General features: G+C 66.9%; 17 protein-coding genes. 4 read left to right on the top strand and 13 right to left on the bottom strand.

Going from position 1 to position 19,971, the window contains the following annotated elements; genetic code table 11:
- Positions 1–17: 17 nt before the first annotated feature.
- On the bottom strand, positions 18–368 hold the full coding sequence (locus Q0982_RS21425) for a DUF952 domain-containing protein (RefSeq protein ID WP_299399564.1): 351 nt from the start codon (positions 366–368) through the stop codon (positions 18–20).
- A 141-nt stretch (positions 369–509) separates the two neighbouring features.
- On the opposite strand from Q0982_RS21425, the gene Q0982_RS21420 reads away from it, so the two are divergent.
- Together Q0982_RS21420 and Q0982_RS21415 are read left to right on the top strand one after the other, a co-directional pair.
- Positions 510–1,142 carry a helix-turn-helix transcriptional regulator gene (locus Q0982_RS21420; protein WP_299399562.1) on the top strand — a complete coding sequence of 211 codons (633 nt, stop codon included), beginning with the start codon at positions 510–512 and terminating at the stop codon, positions 1,140–1,142.
- Positions 1,143–1,520: 378 nt separating this feature from the next.
- Positions 1,521–2,366, top strand: a complete 846-nt coding sequence (locus tag Q0982_RS21415; protein ID WP_299399561.1) for a branched-chain amino acid aminotransferase — start codon at positions 1,521–1,523, stop codon at positions 2,364–2,366.
- An 83-nt stretch (positions 2,367–2,449) separates the two neighbouring features.
- On the opposite strand, the gene Q0982_RS21410 is transcribed toward Q0982_RS21415, so the two are convergent.
- The 9 genes from Q0982_RS21410 to Q0982_RS21370 all read right to left on the bottom strand — a co-directional run bounded on the left by Q0982_RS21410 (position 2,450) and on the right by Q0982_RS21370 (position 11,980).
- On the bottom strand, positions 2,450–3,127 hold the full coding sequence (locus Q0982_RS21410; RefSeq protein WP_299399558.1) for a response regulator transcription factor: 678 nt from the start codon (positions 3,125–3,127) through the stop codon (positions 2,450–2,452).
- Between the two features lie 301 nt (positions 3,128–3,428).
- Positions 3,429–5,024 (bottom strand): ATP-binding protein, encoded by a 1,596-nt coding sequence (locus Q0982_RS21405; protein WP_299399555.1) that lies wholly within the window; start codon positions 5,022–5,024, stop codon positions 3,429–3,431.
- Positions 5,025–5,042: 18 nt separating this feature from the next.
- Positions 5,043–6,722, bottom strand: coding sequence for an ABC transporter ATP-binding protein (locus Q0982_RS21400; RefSeq protein ID WP_299399553.1), 1,680 nt, complete (start codon positions 6,720–6,722; stop codon positions 5,043–5,045).
- Positions 6,719–7,816: a hypothetical protein gene (locus Q0982_RS21395; RefSeq protein ID WP_299399550.1), complete on the bottom strand. Its 1,098-nt coding sequence runs from the start codon at positions 7,814–7,816 to the stop codon at positions 6,719–6,721. Before Q0982_RS21395 ends, Q0982_RS21400 begins: the two co-directional genes overlap by 4 nt.
- 136 nt (positions 7,817–7,952) lie before the next feature.
- Positions 7,953–8,873 (bottom strand): alpha/beta fold hydrolase, encoded by a 921-nt coding sequence (locus Q0982_RS21390; RefSeq protein ID WP_299399547.1) that lies wholly within the window; start codon positions 8,871–8,873, stop codon positions 7,953–7,955.
- Positions 8,874–8,924: 51 nt separating this feature from the next.
- Positions 8,925–9,497 (bottom strand): aspartyl/asparaginyl beta-hydroxylase domain-containing protein, encoded by a 573-nt coding sequence (locus Q0982_RS21385; protein WP_299399545.1) that lies wholly within the window; start codon positions 9,495–9,497, stop codon positions 8,925–8,927.
- A gap of 251 nt (positions 9,498–9,748) precedes the next feature.
- The gene (locus Q0982_RS21380) at positions 9,749–10,402 is read right to left on the bottom strand and encodes a hypothetical protein (protein ID WP_299399544.1); all 654 of its coding nucleotides are present in this window, start codon (positions 10,400–10,402) and stop codon (positions 9,749–9,751) included.
- 292 nt (positions 10,403–10,694) lie between these two features.
- Positions 10,695–11,486: a hypothetical protein gene (locus tag Q0982_RS21375; protein ID WP_299399541.1), complete on the bottom strand. Its 792-nt coding sequence runs from the start codon at positions 11,484–11,486 to the stop codon at positions 10,695–10,697.
- A complete protein-coding gene (locus Q0982_RS21370; RefSeq protein WP_299399537.1) occupies positions 11,483–11,980 on the bottom strand; it encodes an RNA polymerase sigma factor in 498 nt (165 codons plus the stop codon). The genes Q0982_RS21375 and Q0982_RS21370 overlap by 4 nt, the downstream gene beginning before the upstream one ends.
- Positions 11,981–12,109: 129 nt before the next feature.
- Between Q0982_RS21370 and Q0982_RS21365 the strand changes: the two genes are divergently transcribed.
- Complete coding sequence (locus tag Q0982_RS21365; protein ID WP_299399534.1) at positions 12,110–13,570, top strand: S8 family serine peptidase; 1,461 nt, start codon at positions 12,110–12,112, stop codon at positions 13,568–13,570.
- Positions 13,571–13,603: 33 nt separating this feature from the next.
- Here Q0982_RS21365 and Q0982_RS21360 read toward each other — a convergent pair whose 3' ends face one another.
- The 3 genes from Q0982_RS21360 to Q0982_RS21350 form a co-directional block, all read right to left on the bottom strand.
- A complete protein-coding gene (locus tag Q0982_RS21360) occupies positions 13,604–14,374 on the bottom strand; it encodes an isocitrate lyase/phosphoenolpyruvate mutase family protein (protein ID WP_299399530.1) in 771 nt (256 codons plus the stop codon).
- A 49-nt stretch (positions 14,375–14,423) separates the two neighbouring features.
- On the bottom strand, positions 14,424–15,005 hold the full coding sequence (locus tag Q0982_RS21355; protein ID WP_299399527.1) for a bifunctional transcriptional activator/DNA repair enzyme AdaA: 582 nt from the start codon (positions 15,003–15,005) through the stop codon (positions 14,424–14,426).
- An 88-nt stretch (positions 15,006–15,093) separates the two neighbouring features.
- Positions 15,094–18,714, bottom strand: coding sequence for an ABC transporter ATP-binding protein (locus Q0982_RS21350; RefSeq protein ID WP_299399525.1), 3,621 nt, complete (start codon positions 18,712–18,714; stop codon positions 15,094–15,096).
- Positions 18,715–18,864: 150 nt separating this feature from the next.
- On the opposite strand from Q0982_RS21350, the gene Q0982_RS21345 reads away from it, so the two are divergent.
- Complete coding sequence (locus Q0982_RS21345) at positions 18,865–19,803, top strand: LysR family transcriptional regulator (RefSeq protein WP_299399524.1); 939 nt, start codon at positions 18,865–18,867, stop codon at positions 19,801–19,803.
- Positions 19,804–19,971 lie beyond the last annotated feature (168 nt).

Raw genomic sequence — 19,971 nt, 5'->3', positions numbered from 1 at the left:
ACGCGGTCGTCCTTACCCTAGTCCACCAGCGGTGGAAAGCGATGACGGCCGTCGGTCCCCAAAGGCAGGTCGTCGACTCGGCGGACCGCCGCAAGAGGAAGCGGGCCATAGAGGTGCGGAAACAGCGCGCCTCCGCGCGAGGGCTCCCACTTCAACGCGGCGCCGAGCGCGCCCACATCGACAGCCAGCAGGAGCAAGCCGTCCTGCCCGGCGCGATGCTTGGCCGCGGACGTCTCGACCTGGGCCGCGGTGGAGAAGTGGATAAAGCCGTCGGCGCGGTCCTGGGAGGAGCCGTCGTAGTGCCCGCGCTCCTGCGCCTCGGCCCATTCGTCCTTGCGGCAGATATGAAAGATTACGGTGTCCTGCATGGCCGCCAAGGTAGTGACACAACCGCAGCTTGACCAGCCTCGCCTGAAGCGGGTCTCCAGGCCGCAATAACTTGCCAGTTTGACTACAGTTAAGACTATGTTCTTGCTGCATTAGGCGTCGATTTATAAGACAATGTTCCCATGCTCCAGCATCACAGTGTATGGCATGCGATCGACCGCCTTGCGGCGCGCTATGGCCTTTCACCCTCGGGCCTTGCCCGGCAAGCCGGCTTGGATCCGACCACCTTCAACAAGAGCAAACGGATCACCAAGGAGGGCAAGCAACGCTGGCCGAGCACGGAGTCGCTGGCAAAGGTCCTGAATGCGACCGGAGCGTCGCTCAGCGAGTTCGTCGGCCTGATCGAGGCGCAGGACGGATCTGCGGGCCAGCGCCGGCTGCCCAAGCTGCGCTTCGCGCAGGCGGCCCAACCCGGGTACTTCGACGCCGCCGGGCGCCCGCTGCGCACACAGTGGGAGGAGACCAGCTTTCCCGACATCGCCGACCCCCATGCCTATGCCCTGGAGGTGACCGGCGACGGTCTGCAGCCTGTCTACCGCCATGGCGACCTGGTGATCGTCTCGCCGGATGCCCGGGTCTCCCCGGGCGACCGCGTGGTTGTCAGAACCCAGCAGGGCGAGATGCTGATCGCCGAGTTGCAGGCGCGCAGCGAACAGGAACTGCTGCTGAGATCGCTCGGTCGCGAACAGGCCACCCGCGGTCTGGCCGCCGGCCAGGTGCAGTGGGTCTCCCGCATCGCCTGGTCGAAGTATTAGCCGGGTCGAAGCATTAGCCGGGCCGCGGCCCCAGACGGGATCCGCAAGGCATCGCCTGGCGGGCAAAAGCTTGGCGGGCAAAAACTTGGCGGGCAAAAACTTGGCGGGCAAGATCCGCCAAGACGCGGCCCTGCCGTCTGTGCTTTCCCTAATCCTGCCGAGCCGCTAGAGCAGATCCGGGTTGGATGGAATCGCGGAAGCCATCCATCAAGCCCGGTGAATCGGCTCCAACTGTTGGAAACAGAGCGGAATCACATGTTCAGACGCAAACACGAAAGTGTTTCCGTCTGAACATGATCCGCTCTAGGCTGCGCCGCAACCGCCGTCGCGTACCCAAATCAGTCGCGTACCGGGAGCAACAGAGGGAACCTTCAAGGCATGACACATCCCAAGGCCGTGCACTTTCTGGATGGCGAATGGGTCGAGGGCAATCCGCCCATCATGGGGCCGATGACCCATGCGGCCTGGATGGCCTCGGTTGTCTTCGACGGGGCCCGCGCTTTCGAAGGCGTGACCCCCGACCTGGACCTTCACTGCGAGCGTCTGGTGCAGTCCGCCGAGCGCTTCGGCCTGGGGTTCGTGCACAGCGCCGGCGAGATGCAGGAGATCGCTCAGGACGGTCTGGCAAAGTTCGACAAGGACGCAGCGCTTTATCTGAGACCGATGCTCTGGGCCGACGAAGGCTTCGTCGACTGCGATCCCGAGAGCACGCGCTTCTGCTTCACGATCTATGAGGCACCGCTGCCGCCGGGGGACGGCTTCTCCGTCTGCCTGTCGAGCTTCCGCCGGCCGATGCAGTCCATGGCGCCGACCGACGCCAAGGCCTCCTGCCTCTATCCCAATTCTGCACGGGCCCTGCGCGAAGCGAGCAAGCGGGGTTTCGAGAACGCCGTCGTGCTCGATGCCCTCGGCAACGTCGCGGAGCTGGCGACCGCCAACATCTGGATCGCCAAGGACGGCGCGGCGATCACCCCGACGCCCAACGGAACCTTTCTGAACGGCATCACCAAGCAGCGCGTGGCGAAGCTGTTGGAGCAGGCCGGCATCAAGGTCCATGAAGCCCAGGTGACCTGGCGCGACGTCATGGAGGCCGACGAGGTTTTTTCGACAGGGAACTACGGCAAGGTGCTGCCCATCACCCAGGTCGAAGACCGCAGCCTTCAGCCCGGCCCGGTCTTCAGCACAGCGCGCGAAGCCTATTGGTCCTGGGCGCACGGCAGCTGATGGCGCCGCAGCGGAGCCGCTGCACAAAACTACGTCTGCGGCCGGAAGGGCAAAGCCTGGGAGAAGATCTTTGTGGGGCGAGGTTACTTGGCGCGCAACCGGTAGCCGGCGCCGCGCACGGTCTGAAGTTCGGCGCCGTGCGTGCCAAGCTTGCGGCGCAGCCGCCCGACATAGACGTCGACGATGTTGGTCAGAGGGTCTTCGCTGGCGCCCCAGACGGAATTCAGAATGCGCTCGCGCGAGAAGACGCGGCCGGGCTTTGAGAGAAAGAGCTTCAGAATCTCGCGCTCTTTCGCGGTGAGATCCATCGGCGCCCCCTCGACGGTGGCTTCAAGGGTTTCCAGATCCAGCGCGATGACACCGGCCTGCAGCACCGCCGCCGAAGAGTCCTTGACGAACTGGCGGGAACGGCGGGCCAGCGCCTCGATGCGGGCGATCAGTTCGTCGAACTCGAAAGGCTTTACCATGTAATCGTCTGCGCCAATGCGCAGGCCCTCGACTCTTTCATCGAGGGCATCCAAGGCGGAGAGGATCAGGATGGGTGTCAGGTCTTTGCGCGCGCGGAGCTTGCGGCAGAAGTCCTGGCCCGGCAGGCCGGGCAGCATCAGATCCAGGACGATAACGTCGAAGCCTTCCTGCATCGTCAGTTCAAGACCCATGTCCGCATCGGCGGCATGCATGACGGTCCAGCCTTCCGCACGCAGACCGCGGAGAACGAAGTCGGCAACACGCGCCTCGTCTTCAACCAAGAGTATGTTCATCGGCAAAGCCCCCTCCCCGACATGCCTGCACAGAATGCCGGCCCGTCCGACAGTCTGTGGCCTCTGAAGTGCATGTCCTTGCTCCCTGTGTTTCGCGTCAACCTTCGTCAGTAGGACAACGAAACGCGGCGGCACCTATTCCTCCAAAGCTGTGACAAGATTGGGGCGGCGGAGAGAAAACTGCGCGGACTCTCCGCGGAAAGATCAGTGCCGGCAATACGGCACGGCGAGCAGCGGGCCGAAGATGCCCGCTGCACAACAAGACACAAAAGACAGACCTACCGCGTTCTCGAAAACCGGGTCAGCAGGCCACCGCGGCCAGCATCGGCTGGCTCGGAAGCGTGAAGCGCGCCTGGACACCCAGGCCGGGCTGACTTGTCAAGGCAATGCGACCACCATGCGCCTCGACGATGGCTTTGGCCATGGGCAGCCCAAGTCCGGCACCGCTGTCGTAACGGATCGCCGCGTTGGAGCCGCGGAAAAAGCGTTCGAAGACGTGTGCAAGTTCCTGGTCGGTCAGGCCCGGACCGTCATCCGACACGGTCACCGCATAGCCGTCCGGCGTCCGATCGAGCCTGACGCAAATCTCTTCCCCGCCGTAGCGCAGGGCGTTCTCGAGCAGGATGGTCATCACCTGGTGAATGCGGTTGGGGTCGGCACTCAGCTGCGCGGAGCCGACGGCAGATTCGAAGTGCACGGCCTTTACGATGTCGTCTCCATGGGCATCATCGAGAGCGCGACTGGCAATCACCGCGCGCTCGACCACCTCGGAGAGGTCCATCTCGCACGGCTGAATGCGAATCTCTCCGCTTTCCTGCCGCGCAACGAAGAGCAGGTCGTCGACGATCCTTGCGGTATGGTCGGCCGCCTCACGCGTGCGCATCAGAACTTCGCGGTACTCCTCCACGTCGCGGCGCGCGCCGCGCAGGGCCACGTCCGCCTCGCCGCGTATGATGGTCAGCGGCGTGCGCAGTTCGTGGCTGACATCGGCGAGCAGGCGCTTGCGGTTGGCTTCGGTCTGGCGCAGCGTCTGCAGAAGTTTCTCGAGTTGCGCGGTACGGCGCGAGACTTCCCGTTCCAGTTCGCCATGCGAAGCCGCCAGCAGGTCCTGACGCTCGGCCACCTTCGCGATCATGTGGTTGAAGGCCTGTGCGACACGGTCCAGTTCCGTGTCGCCGGGCACCTCGATGCGATGATCCATGTCGCCGCGTCCGACAGCCTCGGCCCCGGCCAGCAGGCGCTGCAGCGGACGCGTCAGTCCGCTGCGCAGCAGGTAGGTGCCGAAGACCGCGGTGAAGGCCGCAAACAGCGCAGCAACCACGGCGGTGCGTTGAAAGCCGGCAACCGCTGCACGCATCTCGGCCTCCGCTTCCTCGACCTCCTCCTGCTCTTCGGCGAGCGCTTCGGCAATCTTCGCCCGCAGTTCGGCGTCGATACGCTCGTCCAGGATTGCCGCCAGGCGCGCTGTGTACTCCGCTGTACCGGGTTCGAGTGTCGACGACTTCAGGCGGGCGAAGTCGCGCAGGATGTAGTCGATCTTGCGCTCGATCCGGGCAAGGAGTTCGAGTTCTTCGATCTCCTCCTCCCCGACCATCTGCACCTCTGTCCCGATCAGGCTGCGCAGCTCACTGATGTTGTTGCGGATCTTGGACATCAGCAAAGCCTCGCCAGCGCCACCATCGCGGTCGCCGATCAGCAGGGCGTCGCCGTACTGCTTGAACAGCTGGTAGGTGTGGCTTGACAGCGAGAGATACTGTTCGTGCACTTGGTGGGCCAGGCGCGACCGTTCCAACAGGAACTCGGCCGTGCGCGCCGACCAGTAGGCCACCCCGGCGCTGAGCAGCGCCATGGCCAGGAGGCCGCCGATAGCGAGGTTCAGTTTGGTCAGGTAACGCAAGGCCGCTTCCGAAACATGTTAAGCCGCCCAGCGCGGCGCGAAGAAACGCGCTGCCGGACCGGAGCCGGAGAAAACTTCCTCAGGCGGCCCAACCTCGACGACGCGGCCGTCTTCGACGAACCAGATCTCGTCCATGCGCCGCGCCAGCGCCAGGTTGTGGGTGATCATCAGCGTCGTCGCGTCGCACTTGCGGACCAGACGCTCAACCAGGGCCGGGCCGTCCACGTCCAGCGCGTCGTCCGGCTCATCCAGCAACATCAGGCGCGACCCCGACAGGGCCGCCCGCGTCAGCAGAACACGGCGGATCTCGCCGGCGGAGAGATTGCGGCCACCTTCGGCAAGGCGCCCGTCGAGTCCGCCGAGGCGCTCCATGACGTCACCCAGCCCGAAGGCTTCGGCCTTGGCCGCAACGGCATCGTCGCCCAGCTGTTCGGCGGAACCCATGGTGAGGGCGCGCCGCAGACTGCCGGCGAGAATGGGCGAGCGGGTGCCCACCAGGGCGATCATGCGGCGGCGTTCGGCGGCACTCAGGCTGCTGGGCGCGCGGCCGCCCAGACTGACCTTGCCTTTCTCCGGCTGCTCCAACCCGGCGGCCAGACTCAGCAGGGTCGACTTGCCGGCGCCGTTGCCACCGACAATGGCGATCTTGCGCCGGGCCGGCGCCTCGATCTCGACGTCCTTCAAGGCACCGGCGGAAACCCCGGTAAAGCGGAGCGGCTGCGGCGCATCGGCCAGCGGCTTGCGCGCGGCCTTGTGCCGGCGTTTCAGTGTCGGTGCGGCGAGCAGCGCATCGCACTTGTCGCGCGCGGCAACCCAGGCGCGGTGCCGGTCCCAGACACCGGCAAGATCGCGCATCGGCTGGATGATCAGGCCGACTGCGGCCATCGCGCCGGCGGCCTCGGGCGCGGCAACGCCGAGGGTCAGCGCCGCGGCAAAGAGACTGGCAGCGGCAATGCCGGAAACCGCGTCGGGCACGGCACGCAGCAGCGCAGCGCCACGGGCCCGCGCCAGGGCGGAGGCGATCAGTTTTTCGGTACGGCGCAGAAGGTGTGCCTTCTCGGTGCGGATGCGGCCCAGCAGGCGCAGCTCCGGCGCGTGGGGGATGCGCTCGCTCATGTCGGCGGCAAGCCGCGCCCGGCGCGCCCGCAGGCGCTTGTGCGCGGGGCCCAGGCGCGGACCGGCCAGGGCCATGACGGCAAGACCGACGGCGATGGGAACGGCCGCGGCGACGCCGAGCCGCGGGTCGAGCAGGAAAAGCACTGCGGTCGCTGCAGGCAGTACGATGCTTGCAGAGATCAGGCGGGCAATCCCCAGGCTGACCCAGCCGCGCACGGCCGCCAGGTCGCCGACGAAGCGCATCGCAAGGCCGCCGCTGCGACGGTCGGCGACGTCGCGCGCAGACATCTCGGTCAGATGCGCAAAAAGCTTCAGACGCAGCGAGGCGGCGTAGTTCTGCCCGACCCGCTCGGCGACAACCCGTTCGAAGACTCGGAAGAGCGCGATGGCAAGCCCGGCTGCGGCGACCATCGCCAGGGCCAGAACCGGCAGGCTGACGGCGTCGTCGCGGAAGGCGGCAAAGACGTCCCGCGTTGCGAAAGCGGCCATGCCGGCAGCGCCCGCCTGCCCCAGGGCCAGGACCGCAACCAGAGCAATGCTCCGGCCGCGGCCCTCGCCCGCCACGCGCGGAAGGCGGCTCATGCGGCGACTCCGACTTCCGAAATCGCGACAGCGGGCTGCGTCGCATCGCGACCCTCGACCAGCCGGCCCAACAGGGCGTTGGCCTGTGCCGGGTCGGCAAGCTCGTCGCGGGTGACCACGGAAACACCGGTAGCAGTCTCGGCCTCGGCGGCACCCAGCGGCGAGCAGCTCACCATGCCGGTGACGGCTGCCGGCTCGATCCCCATGCCGCGCAGCGCCGCACAGCCGCCGGCAGCGGCCAGCGCGTCGGGCGCGGCGAAGACGACACCGGCGAAGCTGTCGCGCACATGCGGCTGCTTCAGCAGATCAGCTGTCTCCTTCTGAAACACGCCGTCGGCCAGTTCGACCACCGCGACCTCGCAGCCGTGGCGGGCCGCGTGGGCCAGCAGCGTATCGAGGCCGGCTTCGATCCGGGCCAGCGGCTGGCGGTAGGTGGAGACCATGCCGGCATCGGTGAAGTCGGCGACATAGGCCGCGCCGGTATCGACGAAGGCGTTGAAGTCGCCGAATGCGCCGGTGCCCGTCGCCTTGATGGCGGCGACTTCGTAGCCTGCCCGGCTGAGGCCGTGGGCAAGACGCGCAACGGCGGTGGTCTTGCCGGAGTTCATGGAGGCGCCGACGACGCCGATCACCGTCATGCCCTGCGGGCGCTCCGCCTCGTGCAGCGCATAGCTTGCGAGGTTGATGACCTTGCCGGAACCATGGGTCAGGAGGCCGAGCGGGACAACCCGGGTCGGTGCCGACATGCGGGCATGGCGATGACGCATGCGGCCCAGGACACCGCCGCCAGCCAGCATATCGGCACCTTCGGGGTCGAGTTCCGCCAGGCCTTCGAACTGATCGGGCGCGTAGCGGTCGCCGCAGGCCAGCACCACGAGGTCGCCGACGTAGAGTTCGGAGGCACGGCCTTCGGCCAACTGGATCTTCTTGTGGGAACCGATGCGCTCCACACGGCCGAGCACCAGGTCGCCGGAGGTGGCCTCGGCCAGGTTCTCGCTGAGACGCACGGCATCCTTGCGGCGTACGCGGCGGGTAGAGAAGGCCCACTTTGCACGGGCCAGAACTTCGGGGGTGATGGGCGTCAGGGCGGTCATAGTGTGAACTCCTCGTGAATACCGTTTGTCGCTGTTGTCTTGTGCGACATGATGACTGCTGTCGTTAAAGGGCACCTGTCGCCCCCATGAATGATCGCGCAACGCGAAATGAACGGGTCATGAAGCTGCTGCGGCCTCAAAGTCCGGCCTGCAGCATCACCTCGCGACCGGAGAACCCGGACCCTGCCGCTGACCCGCGGACCACTGCGGCGTCGACAGGACCGGTTCCTGGAACAACAACGCCGTCGAGACCCCCGTATTCCACGCAATCGCGAAAATCATGGCCGCAGCCCGGCAAAGCCTTGAAGGTCACCTGGGGCGCAATGCCGCGAGCGGCGGCGGCCGCCGTGATCGCCTCGGCCCAGCGCTGCGCGCGCGTCAGGCGGTCCCTGCCCTGCTGGCGGTCGATCTCCGCGCCGCTGCGGGTGTTGGCATCCTGCAGGTTGTCTTCGGCGCCGACACAGACCTGAATGGGGAGTCTCAGAAACTGGTCGAGACCGGCGGCCAAGCGCGGCCCCCAATCGTTGCGCCGGCCGGCCCGCGCGGAGAGGCCATAGGGAAAGGCCGCGGTGTCCGGGAAGGTGTACCAGCCGGCCGACGACAGCGTGAGTCGCGCGACGAGCTGCGGATACAGCATGGCAAAGCGGTGGGCAAACTGGGCGCCGCCCGAGAAACCCGCCAGTTCAAAGCGGCGCGTATTCCAGATGCCGGTCAGGCGCAGGTCGCTCATCAGGGCGAGGAGTGCATGGTCTGCCCGGCCACTGCGCACCACCTGCTGATAGCGCGGCCAGCTACGCGCGTCGAAGATCGGCGCAATCACCGGCCTTCCAAGAGCCGCGGCACGCGCAGCGTAGGACGCGGCCTGATCCTTGGCCCGGCGCTGGATCCCGTGGACGGCCACCAGCGGCGTTGCCTTGGGGTCCATCTCAGCCGGCAGGGCCAGCCAGCAGGCCAGCGCCCCGCGGCCCTTTGCAGGACGTTTCACGAGCGTGAAGTCAGCGGCCCGCTTCGCGGCTTCGGTTTGGGCGCCACCGCCTTTGGAAACATTGCGCAACATCGTTTTCTTCCTTGGTAACGTATTGTTCCTCGAGTCAGTTTGTCCCTCGAGTCAGGCAACCTTGCTGAGGACCGCTTCGGCCTTCGCAGCAGGCAGCAGATCGAAGATCATGTGGATGCGGTCCTGATCGCCGTCGTTGAAGGCTTCGTGGACCTGCTTGTTGTCGAACCACCAGAGTTCGCCTTCCTGCATCCGCACCTCTTCATTGCCGGCCTTGAGCCAGGACCCTGTGGCGGACCGCAGCACCAGGTGGTAGCGATTGCGCACCTTGTAGTAATCGCCGCGATCGATATGCGGATAGACCCGGCGCCCCGCCGGCAGGCAGACGATCTTGGCGCGGCTGAGCAGGCTGTACTCCGCGCGGGCGATGTCCGTCAGGAACTGGCGCGCGAGGGGATAGCGCTTCGATCCGGTCGTCCAGCGGCTTTCGTGCACATCGCGGCGCTTGCGCTCGCCGATGGCGGACTTGCGCAGCCCGCGCAGCGGAATGGAAAGGGCTTCGCGCTGAACCTTGATCTTGTCCTGCCGGCCGGTCGCGGCATCCCAGGCGTCATCGATGGCGGCAATCTCGGCCAGGAACGGGGCTGGATCGACGTCGGATGTAATGCAACGAAAGTACTTCATCACGCTCTCCTCTTCAGGGCCGCAGGAACCGGCCGGGGGCCGGACTTCTCTGCCGAGTTGCTGTTTCCAGTCAGGGGGCGCTGTCCGTGGCGCCGGGACCGTTGTTCGTCTGCCAAGTAGATGGCCACGTCCGGCGACATGACAACTAACTCTTTGTTTCTTAATATTTTTATTGGTTAACGTTCATGCCCCGTTTGACTGGGTTTCATGTCGTTTTCAGCTCGTTTTCATCTTCGCGGAGTCTGGGCCGCTCAATCGACCCGGACCCAGGCCTCCTCAACGCCGTTGCGGAAATGCCTTTCGCGATAAGCGATGGGTCCTTCGCCGGGGGCATACCAGGTCGTGCGCAGCCGCCGGCTGTCGTCGCACTCCACCACATAGGCCGGCGTGGCCGCATGGCCGCGGCGCACGACTTCCACCGCGTCGGTCACCGTGCAGCGGGTCTCACGGGTATAGCTGCGGCCGGTGTGGGAGACGGCACTGCGCTGATAGCGGCCCGTGCTGCCGATCTGCAGCGGATAGAGCGAGTCCAGCTCGCGCACCTGGGCCTGGGCGGTGTGCCAGTTCTTGGAGTCTCCACAATTGGCCCAGCTGTCAGACGGCGAGAACCAGTCGCTGGAGCGGGTCCAGACGCAGCCGTCGCTCTGGCTGACACGCACGCCGTTGCCATAGGGGCGCACGGTGAAGCTCTTGGCGCCGTCACCGGTCAGGCTGGAGACGGTGATGTTCTCGCTGCCGCCGAAGTCGGGGCGGGCGACGGTCTCGATCGGACCGCTCAGCGTCTGCGTCTCAGGCCGAGTCGGATCGAGCAGGGAGGTCACGGAGGAGAACGACGGCAGCTCAAATCCATCCGTCGAACAGGCTGCCAGCGGCAGAGTGACCAGCAAGGAACAAAGGCGTTTCATCGGTTTATCTCCTGGTTTTCGGCCGACCCCATCGGCCATGTTCACCAGGAGAACGCGCCGGCCAGAGGAATATTCCGGCTGCCGATCCGATTTTCGGTTAATTCATTTTATTCAAATTTATCAATATCTTGAGAGAAATCCTCGGCACCGGCGAAGCGGCGGCGCGCTGTGGCCGGCCCAAAAGATAAAGGCCGGGGACCTGCCTGCGGCAGGCCCCCGGCCCTGGCGATGCTGCTGCGTTCAGGCCCGACGACTACGCAAAGGTGCTTCGAGGGGCCTTAACGGCAGGCAGTCATCGCCAGCCACGATCCAGAAGCTCGGTTTCCTCTGCCGGCGCAATGGCAGGCTTCGCCCCCAGCGCGTCCAACATCGCCTCCAGGGCGTCAGCGCCCGGTCCGGATGCCGGCACGAAGCCGTCCGGCCCGACCTCGCCTTTCGGCGCGGTGACGACGATCTCCACGTCCCAGCGCTGATCGCCGGTCCGGCAGGCAATCCCGAACGCCAGTTCCACCGCGTCCTCGGGAATGACTTCGAACTCGCGGCAGATCCGATCGGAGCCGTCGTAGAACGTGAGCATAGGTTGAATACCCTCATTCGATATCCGCCCGCTCGGCAAGGCCTCCAGGGCCTGATGCAGCGGACCCTCGACAGGCGCCGTGCCCACCATGGCGACCTGATCCGCAGGCTGCGGCCCACCGGGAATCATCACGGAGGTGGCGGAAACGCCAATCACCAGCGCGATGCTGGCAGCCAGGGCCATGCCGACCCACGGCCGGCGCGCCTTGCGCACCTGGGCCAGGTCCACAACCTGGCCAGGCTCCGCCGCCCCCCGGTCAGGGCTGCCGGTAGGGCCCAGTCCAGAAGAACCCAGTATCGTAGCCCTCAGGTCGGCGGAGACCGGTTCACGCATCGGCTCCTCAAAGGCCTCGCGCAGCAGCCGGCTGGCCTGTCTCACCTCTTCGGCATAGGCCCTCAGCGACTCGTCCTGTGCCAGGGCGGCGGCGACCGTCGCGGCCTCCGCCGGGTCCAGGCTGCCGTCCACATAGGCGGCAATCTGCTCTTCGCTCACCTTTTCCGGCATCATTCACTCTCCTTCAGCAACGGCAGGAGCTTGGACCTGGCGCGGGCCAGACGGCTCATTACGGTGCCCAGGGGTGTCTCCAGGGCCTCAGCGGCGGCCTTGTAGGAGTACCCCTCGATTGCCACAAGGGCGAGAACCGCCCGCTGATCCTCGGGCAGCTGGGCCATGGCCGCGCGCACCCGCTCCAGGGTCAGGCGGTCTTCCGCCGCCCGGGCACCGACTCCGTGGTCGGAGATCCGGTCCAGCGCGTCGGGATCGCCCAGTTCGCCCCGCCGCCCGCGGCTGCGGACCCGGTCGATCCAGGTGGTCTGGACGATACGGAACATCCAGCTGTCCAGCCGGGTCCCGGGCTTGAACTGGTCCAGTCTGTCCAGGGCCTTGACGCAAGCGGCCTGCACGAGATCCTCTCCTTCATCCTGCGATCCTGTGATCGCATAGGCAAAACGGCGTAAACGCGGCACCAGAGCGACCATCTCGACTTTGATATCTTCGTACATGGACGGGCGCTCGGCCTCTTTTCGGTTGGACAACGTCGGGCGAGAGTGAATATTCCAAAGGGGTAGGGAATTTTTTTTGCCCTGTGACGTTGTGCCTTTGGAAAGCGCTGTCTTCAAGGATTTCTGCCAATGCGCCTGATGGCCCTGCTGCTGGCTCTGTTTCTATTCTCCGCCGTGACCTTGCAGCCCGGCGGCGACAGCTACCTGTGGTCGGTCGCCAAGGCGGATGACGACGACGATAACGACAATGACAACGATAACGACAACGACAACGATAATGGCGGCGGCAACGATAACGGCGGCGGCAACGATAACGGTGGCGGCAACGATAACGGCGGCGGCCGCGACGGCGGCGACGACGATGATGATGATGACGATGACGACGATGACGACGATGATGACGACGACGATGATGACGATGACGACGATGATGATGACGACGACGATGACGACGATGATGAGGACGATGAGGACGAGGATGATGACGATCGCGGCCGCGATGACCGCGAGGACATCATCAACAACGAGATCGTCGGAGTCGGGCTGGACCCTCTTGATATCGCAGCGCTGAGCATCGTCGGCTTTCGCGTCGACTCCCAGTTTCCGCTGGACTCGCTCGGGATCACCGTTTCCAACCTAGACGTCCCCGCCGGCCTCGGCATGGAAGAGGCCCTCGAACTTGCGCAGAACACCCGCCCCGACGCAGTCTTTGACTTCAACCATGTCTATGCCAGCAACACCGGGGCCGGAACGGCCGCGGGCTGCGGCGCGGAGTGCTGGGGCTCGCGCCTCGTCGGCCTTGAACTGCCGACGGCGGCAACCTGCGCGGCGGGGCGGCAGATCGGCATCATCGACACCGGCATCGACGTCAGCCATCCGGCCTTGCGCGATGCCGCCATCACGACCCGCAGCTTCCTGCCCGAAAGACGCGAGGCGGCACCGAAGGATCACGGCACAGCCATCGCCACGCTGCTCGTCGGCCGAGTGGCGCCGGACACACCCGGCCTCACCCCAGGGGCAGAGCTTCTGGCCGCCGACGTGTTCTATCTGCGCCGCGGCGGTGAGATCCGAAGCGATGCCATTGCCATTCTGCGCGGTCTGGACTGGGCCATCGAGTCCGGTGCCGAAGTCATCGCGCTCAGCCTGAGCGGGCAGGCCAACCGTGTCCTCGCCGAGGGCATTCGAAGCGCCGCCCGGCGTGTCAACTTCGTTGCCGCTGCAGGCAACGGCGGGCCCGGCGCGGCGCCGGCGTTTCCCGGTGCCCTGGGCGAAGTCATGGCGGTCACCGCCATCGATGCCCGCAAACGGCCCTACCGCCAGGCCAATCGCGGCGCCTATGTCGAGCTTGCCGCCCCGGGCGTGGATGTCTGGTCCGCCGGGGCAGAGGGTGGCTATGCCGCCTGGAGCGGAACAAGCTTTGCCGTGCCCTTCGTGACAGCCGCCCTGCTGCATGCCCGCGGCCTCTCCGGCAACGACCCCTTGCGCGCCCGCGAACTGCTGACCGAAAGCGCGGAAGATCTGGGGGCGGTTGGACGGGACGACATCTTCGGCTGGGGCCTGCTGCGCACGCCCCAGGGTCGCTGCCCCTGAAGGAATATGGTCCGAGGAAGGGCGGCCGCCTGCCTATGACAGCGCCGAGGCTTCCCCGAAGCGCTCGGCGAGGCGGGCCATAGCCTCTACGTAAGGCCCTGGCCCGTAGCTGATCCGCGCCACCCCGAGCGCGGCGACTTCGGAGAGGCTGGGCGCCCCCTCCAGCATCATGATGTTGACCGGCAGCTCCGCCTGGTCGCAAAGCTGCTTGATCAGGCCCGGGTCCACCAGGGCCGGCGCGAAGAAGCCGCTGGCCCCGGCCTCGGCGTAGGCGGCGGCGCGCTCGACCGCCTCGGCGAGCAAGGCCTCGTGCTTGCTGCGGTCCCGCTCCTTGAGAAAAAGATCGGTTCTGGCGTTGATGAAAAGCGGCACGCCGGCGGCGTCCGCCGCAGCGCGCAGGGCCGCGATCCGCTCCGCCTGAAACGCCGGCGCATGCAACCCCGCGCCGGCGACCACCTGGTCTTCGAAGTTGATGCCGATCGCCCCGGCGTCCAGGAGGCGGGAAAGATTCGCTGCTGCTTCTGACGGCGCCTGCGCGTAAGCGCCCTCGAAATCCACCGTGACCGGCAGGTCGACCGTCGCCGTGATGCGCGAGACGAGCGTGAGCACGAGATCAAGCGGGATCGCCTCGCCGTCGCCGTAGCCCTGCGCGGCGGCGACCGACCAGCTTCCGGTCGCGACCGCTTTCGCACCGGCCTTTGCAATGGTCTTGGCGCCCCCGGCATCCCAGATGTTGTAGAGCACCAAGGGATCGCCCGGCTGATGCAGGGCGGCGAAGGTTTTGGCTTTCTCTGCTTGAGTCATCGTCTCCTCGTTTCTTCTCAGCATCGGGTCGGGGTATCCGGATCTGGAGTCAGGCCGCCCTTCGCAGCTTGCGCCTGAGGGAAGAGGGCGGACGGCCGTAAAGATCGGCAAAGGCCGCGTTGAAGCGCCGCAGACTGCCGAAGCCCGCCTGTTCGGCCACCGCTGGCATCGGCAGCGCGGTCTCATCCAGCAACCGCTTGGCGCGCTGAAGGCGCAGGGTCTTCGCCACCTGCAGCGGCGAAGCGGCGAGGTGGCGCTTGAACAGCCGGGCGAGATGACGCGGCCCGATGCCGAGACGCCCTGCGAGTTCGGCGACACTGCCCTGGTCGAGGGCGCCGTGTTCGATGAGCCTCAGGGCGCGCTCGACCGTCGCCTCGGTCCCTTTCCAGGCGGCGGAGAAGGGCGCGGTCTCCGGCCGGCAGCGCAGACAGGGGCGGTAACCGGCCTGCTCCGCAGCGGCGGCGCTAGGGTAGAAGCTGATGTTGCGGGTGAGCGGCTGGCGCACCCGGCAGACCGGGCGGCAGTAGACCATGGTGGTCCTGACCGCGACGAAGAACAGCCCGTCGAAGGCCGGGTCGCGGCGCAGACGGGCGGCGTTGCAGGTTTCGAAGTCCAGCGGCGGTACCAGCATGGACCTGACCTATCACGTCACCCGCGCTACGGCGAGACGTGACACAGGATCAGGTCCGAAAGCGGCCAGCCGCAGCCCGCCTCCGGCGTCAGCTCGCAGCGCTTGCAGGCCGCATTCGGCCACCGGCGTTTCCCTGCTGGCGGCGCACGAGACGGGCGTAGAGGCCGCCGCGGGCCATCAGGTCTTCATGGCGCCCGGATTCCACCACCCGTCCGGCCTCCATCGCGACAATGCGGTCGGCCCTGCGCACGGTGGAGAGGCGATGGGCGATCACGATCGTCGTACGCCCCTGCTGCAGGCGGTCGAGAGCACCCCGCACCAGCTTCTCGTTCACGGCATCCAGGTGGGAGGTCGCCTCGTCCAGGATCAGCAACGGCGCGTCTTTCAAGAACGCTCGGGCGATGGCCACCCGCTGGCGCTGCCCCCCGGAGAGGCTGGCGCCGCGCTCGCCCACCGGCGTCTCCAGCCCCTGCGGCAGGGACTCGATCAACTCGCCCAGGGCCGCGTGCCCGATCGCCGCCGTCAGATCCTCGGCGCTGGCATCCGGACGCGCGATGCGGATGTTGGCCTCCAGGCTGTCGTTGAAGAGGTAGGTGTCCTGCGCCACCAGCGCGACCCGTTCGCGCAATTCGTCGAGTCTGTAGTGATCGAGGTCATGGCCGTCCAGCCGGATGACGCCGCCATCGGGGTCCCAGAAGCGCATGAGCAGTTGGGCCGTGGTGGTCTTGCCCGCGCCGGAGGGACCGACCAGGGCAACGGTCTCCCCCGGACGGGCGTCAAAGGAGACTTCGGCCAGGGCCGGCACCGCGGCGCCCGGATAGCGAAAGGCGACGCGCTCAACGGACAGGGTCACACCGGCGCTGCGGTTCGCAGGCGCCGACACCCCGGGGCCGTCGTCCACCACCGGCTTCTCGCGTTGGACGGCATAGATGCGCCGGGTCGCCCCCAGGGTATCGGCAAGCTGGCGGCCGATCTGGGCGATCTCCGACACCGGTAGAAAGGCGGCCAGCGCCAGCAGGGTCAGCAGCGGCAGCAGCCCCGCATCCAGCGCGCCGGCCGAGACCTGCAGCGCGCCCACGGTGACTACGGCGAGACCGCCGAGCCCCGTCAAGACCTCCAGCAGGGAGTTCTGCGCCGTCAGCTCCCGGAAGAACGGCATACGCAGCGCGACGTGGCGGTCGGTCAGGCGGTCGAGCGCCTCAGCGCGGGTGTCTTCCTGCCGGTTGGCGACGACCTCGCCCAGGCCCTGCACGGAGTCGACTGCATGGGCCGCCAGCTCGCCCGCCGCCTCACGGGCCTGGGAGCCCAGCCGGTCGACCCGGCGGCGCAGCAGCCAGGGGCTGAGCCCGACCGCCAGCAGGAAGGGCAGCAGCGCCGCGGCCAGCCAGGGGTCGGCCCAGGCGAGCGTCGCCAGCACCAGCGCCGGTACCAAGACCGCGACGAAAGCCGGCGCCACCGTGTGGGCGAAGAAGTACTCCACCAGTTCGATATCCTGGGTGGCGATCCCCATCAGGTCGCCGGTGCGCCGCCGCACCAGATAGGCGGGCGCCAGCTTGTCCAGCTTGTCGAAGAGGGCCATGCGCATTTGTGCAAGGAGTCGGAAGGCGACGTCATGGGCGAGCCAGGATTCCGCCCAGTGCAGAATGCCGGCGAGCGGCGCGGTGATGAAGAGCCAGGGCAGCAGCTGCGTAAAGTCGCGGCCCTCCTTCAGCGCCAGAACGATCAGCGCCGAGATAACACCGACGCCGATGAAGGCGAGCACTCGCAGCACACCGAAGACGAAGGTGGCGGTCATCTTGCCCTTCCAGGGGGCGATCATGGCGAAGAGGATCCGCACCAGCCGGGCCCAGCCGAGCCCCTCTGCCGCGACGATGCCTTCGGTCAGCGCCGCCGATGCGGGGAGCGGCTGAGACGCCGTGGGCGCCGTCGTAGCTAGCGCCCGCCGGGGCGGTGTTTCGTCGAGGGCGTGATCGTCAGCCGCCTGACCGGCGTCGCGCACCTGTTCGGCCATCAGCGCCGCATAGATGCCGCCCCCGGCCATCAGGGCATCGTGGCCGCCCTCCTCGACCACCCGGCCCCCGTCCACCACCAGGATGCGGTCGCAGCCGATGACACTGGAGAGACGGTGGGCCAGGACCAGGGTGGTGCGGCCCTGCATGAGGCGGTCCAGCGCCTCCTGAATCACCGCCTCGTTCTCGGAGTCGACGGCGGAGAGCGCCTCGTCCAGGATCAGGATCGGCGCATCGCGCAGCACGGCGCGGGCGATGGCAACGCGCTGGCGCTGACCGCCGGAAAGCTTGATCCCTTTCTCGCCGATGGGCGTGTCGTAGCCCTGCGGCAGAGCGGCAATAAAGTCGTGGATGTTGGCCACCTTGGCCGCGGCGACGACGGCCTCCTCATCCGCATCCGGACGGCCGAGGCGGATGTTCTCGCCGACCGTGCCATGGAAGAGAAAGGCGTCCTGCTGCACCACGGCAATGCGGCTGCGAATGGCTTCGAAAGGCAGGCCGCGCAGGTCCTTGCCGCCGATCCGCACAGCGCCTTCGTCCGGATCGAAGAAGCGCAGCAGCAGGCGGACGATGGTCGACTTGCCGACGCCGGAGGGTCCGACCACGCCGACCCGCTCGCCCGGCTCTACCGTGAAGCCAAGGCCACGATGCACCACGCGCCGCGAACCGGGATAGGCGAAGGTGACGTCCTCGAAGGCAATGCCCGGCGCCAGAGTCTCGACCGCCCGTGGCGGCGCGTCGGCCACCGGTGGTCTGGCATCGAAGAGCCGGTAGAGGCCCTGCGCCGCCGAGAGACCGACCATGCCTTCATGCAGCACCGTGCGCAGGTCCCGCATGGGCCGGAAGATCTCCACCCCCATCATCAGGATCATCAGCAGGGCGGTCAGTTCCATCGCCCCGGCCTCGACCCGGTAGGCGCCGAGCGCCAGGGCCGCCGCGGCACCAACAGCAATGGCCGTGTCGGTGATGCCGCGCGACAGCGTGTTGGTGCCCAGCACCCACATGGTCGTGCGAAACAGGTAGTCCGCCTTTTCCGCCAGTACCCCGGCGCGTTCGCGCGAGCGGCCGAAGGCCTTCAGGGTCGCAAGCCCCTGGATCGAGTCCAGCAGTTCGGCGGCGAAATCGCCGTAGGCCCCCTGGCGGTCCTTGGCGTTGCGCCAGTCGCGCTTCTGCCAGGCCGCCGGCGCGAAAAGGGCAATCAGCGCGAAAGCCAGCAGAACGGCGGCCACCGGAAGATCGAGAAAGGCGACGAAGACGAAAATCAGCACCGGCGTCAGCAGGGAGACCAGAAGCTGCGGCAGGTATTTGCCGAAGTAGGTCTCAAGCTGCTCCACACCGTCGATCATGGTGAGGGTCACGTCGCCGGAGCGCTGCACCCCGGCATAGGCCGGCCCCAGGTCGCAGAGCTTTTCGAAGAGGGCACGGCGCAGGCGCTTCTGCACCCGGGCCGCGGTTTCATGAGCAACCATGGCCCGCCACTGCTCGAACCAGCCGCGCAGCACCATCACCACGGCCACGATCACGACCGGAAGCACCAGATCGGCCAGGGTGGCCCCGGCGAAGACCTGGGCGATCAGCCATCCCAGCAGGGCCAGGCGGGCAACCCCCAGCCCGACCGCGACCAGACCGATGGCCACGGCGTAGGCGATGCGGCCGCGCAGCCCCTTGGTGAAGGTCCAGAGACGGGGTTCCAGATGCATCGGCTTCACTCCTGTGCCCGGTTACGCCGGCCCGATTGGCGGGACAATCCATCTTATTGCAGAACGTTTTCGTACGTCTCTAGACGAATTCGAAGAATCACTGTAAATATTTGTACAGATGCCGGCACAGAAAGAAGGGACTCACCAGGCATGATCGGCGATTGGGACAACCTCCGGGTCTTCGTGGCCCTGGCCGAAGAGGGCAGCCTGACGGCGGCCGCCAAGCGCCTGCAGGTCAGCCACCCCACCGTCGCGCGGCGCATCAAGGCGCTGGAGGACGCGGTCGGCGCCAAGCTGTTCGACCGACTGCCGGACCGCTTCCAGCCGACGGAAACCGCGCTCGAGCTGCTGCACGACGCCAAGGAGATGGAGCGCGCCTCCCAGTCCATCGACCGCCGCGCGGCCGGGCTGTCGGGCTCCCATCTCGGCACCGTGCGCATCTCGGTGGACGAAACCATGGCCGCCTTCATGACCCGCCATCTGCAGAGCCTGCGGGAAAACCATCAGTGCATCGAGTTCGAGATCTCGGTGACCCACATCTCGGCCAACCTCTCCAAGCGGGAAGCCGACCTGCTGATCCGCTTCCACGTGCCGGACCTGGCCAGCATCGTCGGGCGCAAGCTCGCCACCTTTGCCTATGCGGTCTACGGGACGGCGGACTTCGCGCGGCAGGTCGACGGCAGCGACGAGACCCTGCGCAGCCTGCCCTGGGTCGGCTTCGACAGCGAACACATCTACATGCCCGGCCAGACCTGGCAGGCGGACTTCCTGGGCGAGCGGCGCCCGGCGGTGCGCACCAACAACGGCATCGTGCTGGCCAACGCCATCCGCGGCGGCAACGGGATCGGCGTCCTGCCCTGCTTCCTGGGCGACGCCGACCCCGCCCTTACCCGGCTCACCCCGATCCTGGAGGATGCCCGCGTCGACCACTGGCTGCTGGTCCACGCCGACCTGCGCAACGTCCCGCGCATCCGCATCGTCATGGACGCCCTCGCCCGCCTCTTCGCGGATTGCCGCAAAGAGATCGAAGGGGACCTGGAAAACTCCACAGTGGTGCCTTTGGCGCGACAGGCCCGGTCGAGCGCATAGGGCGTTCACGCCCAAACAGACTCGTCTGATGTCACAGGCCTCAACGCGCTGCTTAGTGGAGCCGAAAACCAGCTCTTCGCAAGCATATGTAGCGGATGCGCAAGAAGCGGCCAGCAGAGCTTTGTGTGCGTGTCGCTTCCTTGGTCAACTTGGGCGCACATGGATTCG

The organism is Pelagibius sp. (genome assembly GCF_028281305.1).
In the GTDB taxonomy this organism is placed as follows: Bacteria; Pseudomonadota; Alphaproteobacteria; order Kiloniellales; family Kiloniellaceae; genus Pelagibius.
This window is presented reverse-complemented; position numbering and strand designations above follow the sequence as displayed.

Excerpts from the sequence above, each read along its gene's own strand:
- Q0982_RS21425 (WP_299399564.1), bottom strand. The coding sequence starts at position 368 with ATGCAGGACACCGTAATCTTTCATATCTGCCGCAAGGACGAATGGGCC.
- Q0982_RS21420 (WP_299399562.1), top strand. The coding sequence starts at position 510 with ATGCTCCAGCATCACAGTGTATGGCATGCGATCGACCGCCTTGCGGCG.
- Q0982_RS21415 (WP_299399561.1), top strand. The coding sequence starts at position 1,521 with ATGACACATCCCAAGGCCGTGCACTTTCTGGATGGCGAATGGGTCGAG.
- Q0982_RS21410 (WP_299399558.1), bottom strand. The coding sequence starts at position 3,127 with ATGAACATACTCTTGGTTGAAGACGAGGCGCGTGTTGCCGACTTCGTT.
- Q0982_RS21400 (WP_299399553.1), bottom strand. The coding sequence starts at position 6,722 with ATGAGCCGCCTTCCGCGCGTGGCGGGCGAGGGCCGCGGCCGGAGCATT.
- Q0982_RS21395 (WP_299399550.1), bottom strand. The coding sequence starts at position 7,816 with ATGACCGCCCTGACGCCCATCACCCCCGAAGTTCTGGCCCGTGCAAAG.
- Q0982_RS21390 (WP_299399547.1), bottom strand. The coding sequence starts at position 8,873 with ATGTTGCGCAATGTTTCCAAAGGCGGTGGCGCCCAAACCGAAGCCGCG.
- Q0982_RS21385 (WP_299399545.1), bottom strand. The coding sequence starts at position 9,497 with ATGAAGTACTTTCGTTGCATTACATCCGACGTCGATCCAGCCCCGTTC.
- Q0982_RS21380 (WP_299399544.1), bottom strand. The coding sequence starts at position 10,402 with ATGAAACGCCTTTGTTCCTTGCTGGTCACTCTGCCGCTGGCAGCCTGT.
- Q0982_RS21375 (WP_299399541.1), bottom strand. The coding sequence starts at position 11,486 with ATGATGCCGGAAAAGGTGAGCGAAGAGCAGATTGCCGCCTATGTGGAC.
- Q0982_RS21370 (WP_299399537.1), bottom strand. The coding sequence starts at position 11,980 with ATGTACGAAGATATCAAAGTCGAGATGGTCGCTCTGGTGCCGCGTTTA.
- Q0982_RS21365 (WP_299399534.1), top strand. The coding sequence starts at position 12,110 with ATGCGCCTGATGGCCCTGCTGCTGGCTCTGTTTCTATTCTCCGCCGTG.
- Q0982_RS21360 (WP_299399530.1), bottom strand. The coding sequence starts at position 14,374 with ATGACTCAAGCAGAGAAAGCCAAAACCTTCGCCGCCCTGCATCAGCCG.
- Q0982_RS21355 (WP_299399527.1), bottom strand. The coding sequence starts at position 15,005 with ATGCTGGTACCGCCGCTGGACTTCGAAACCTGCAACGCCGCCCGTCTG.
- Q0982_RS21350 (WP_299399525.1), bottom strand. The coding sequence starts at position 18,714 with ATGCATCTGGAACCCCGTCTCTGGACCTTCACCAAGGGGCTGCGCGGC.
- Q0982_RS21345 (WP_299399524.1), top strand. The coding sequence starts at position 18,865 with ATGATCGGCGATTGGGACAACCTCCGGGTCTTCGTGGCCCTGGCCGAA.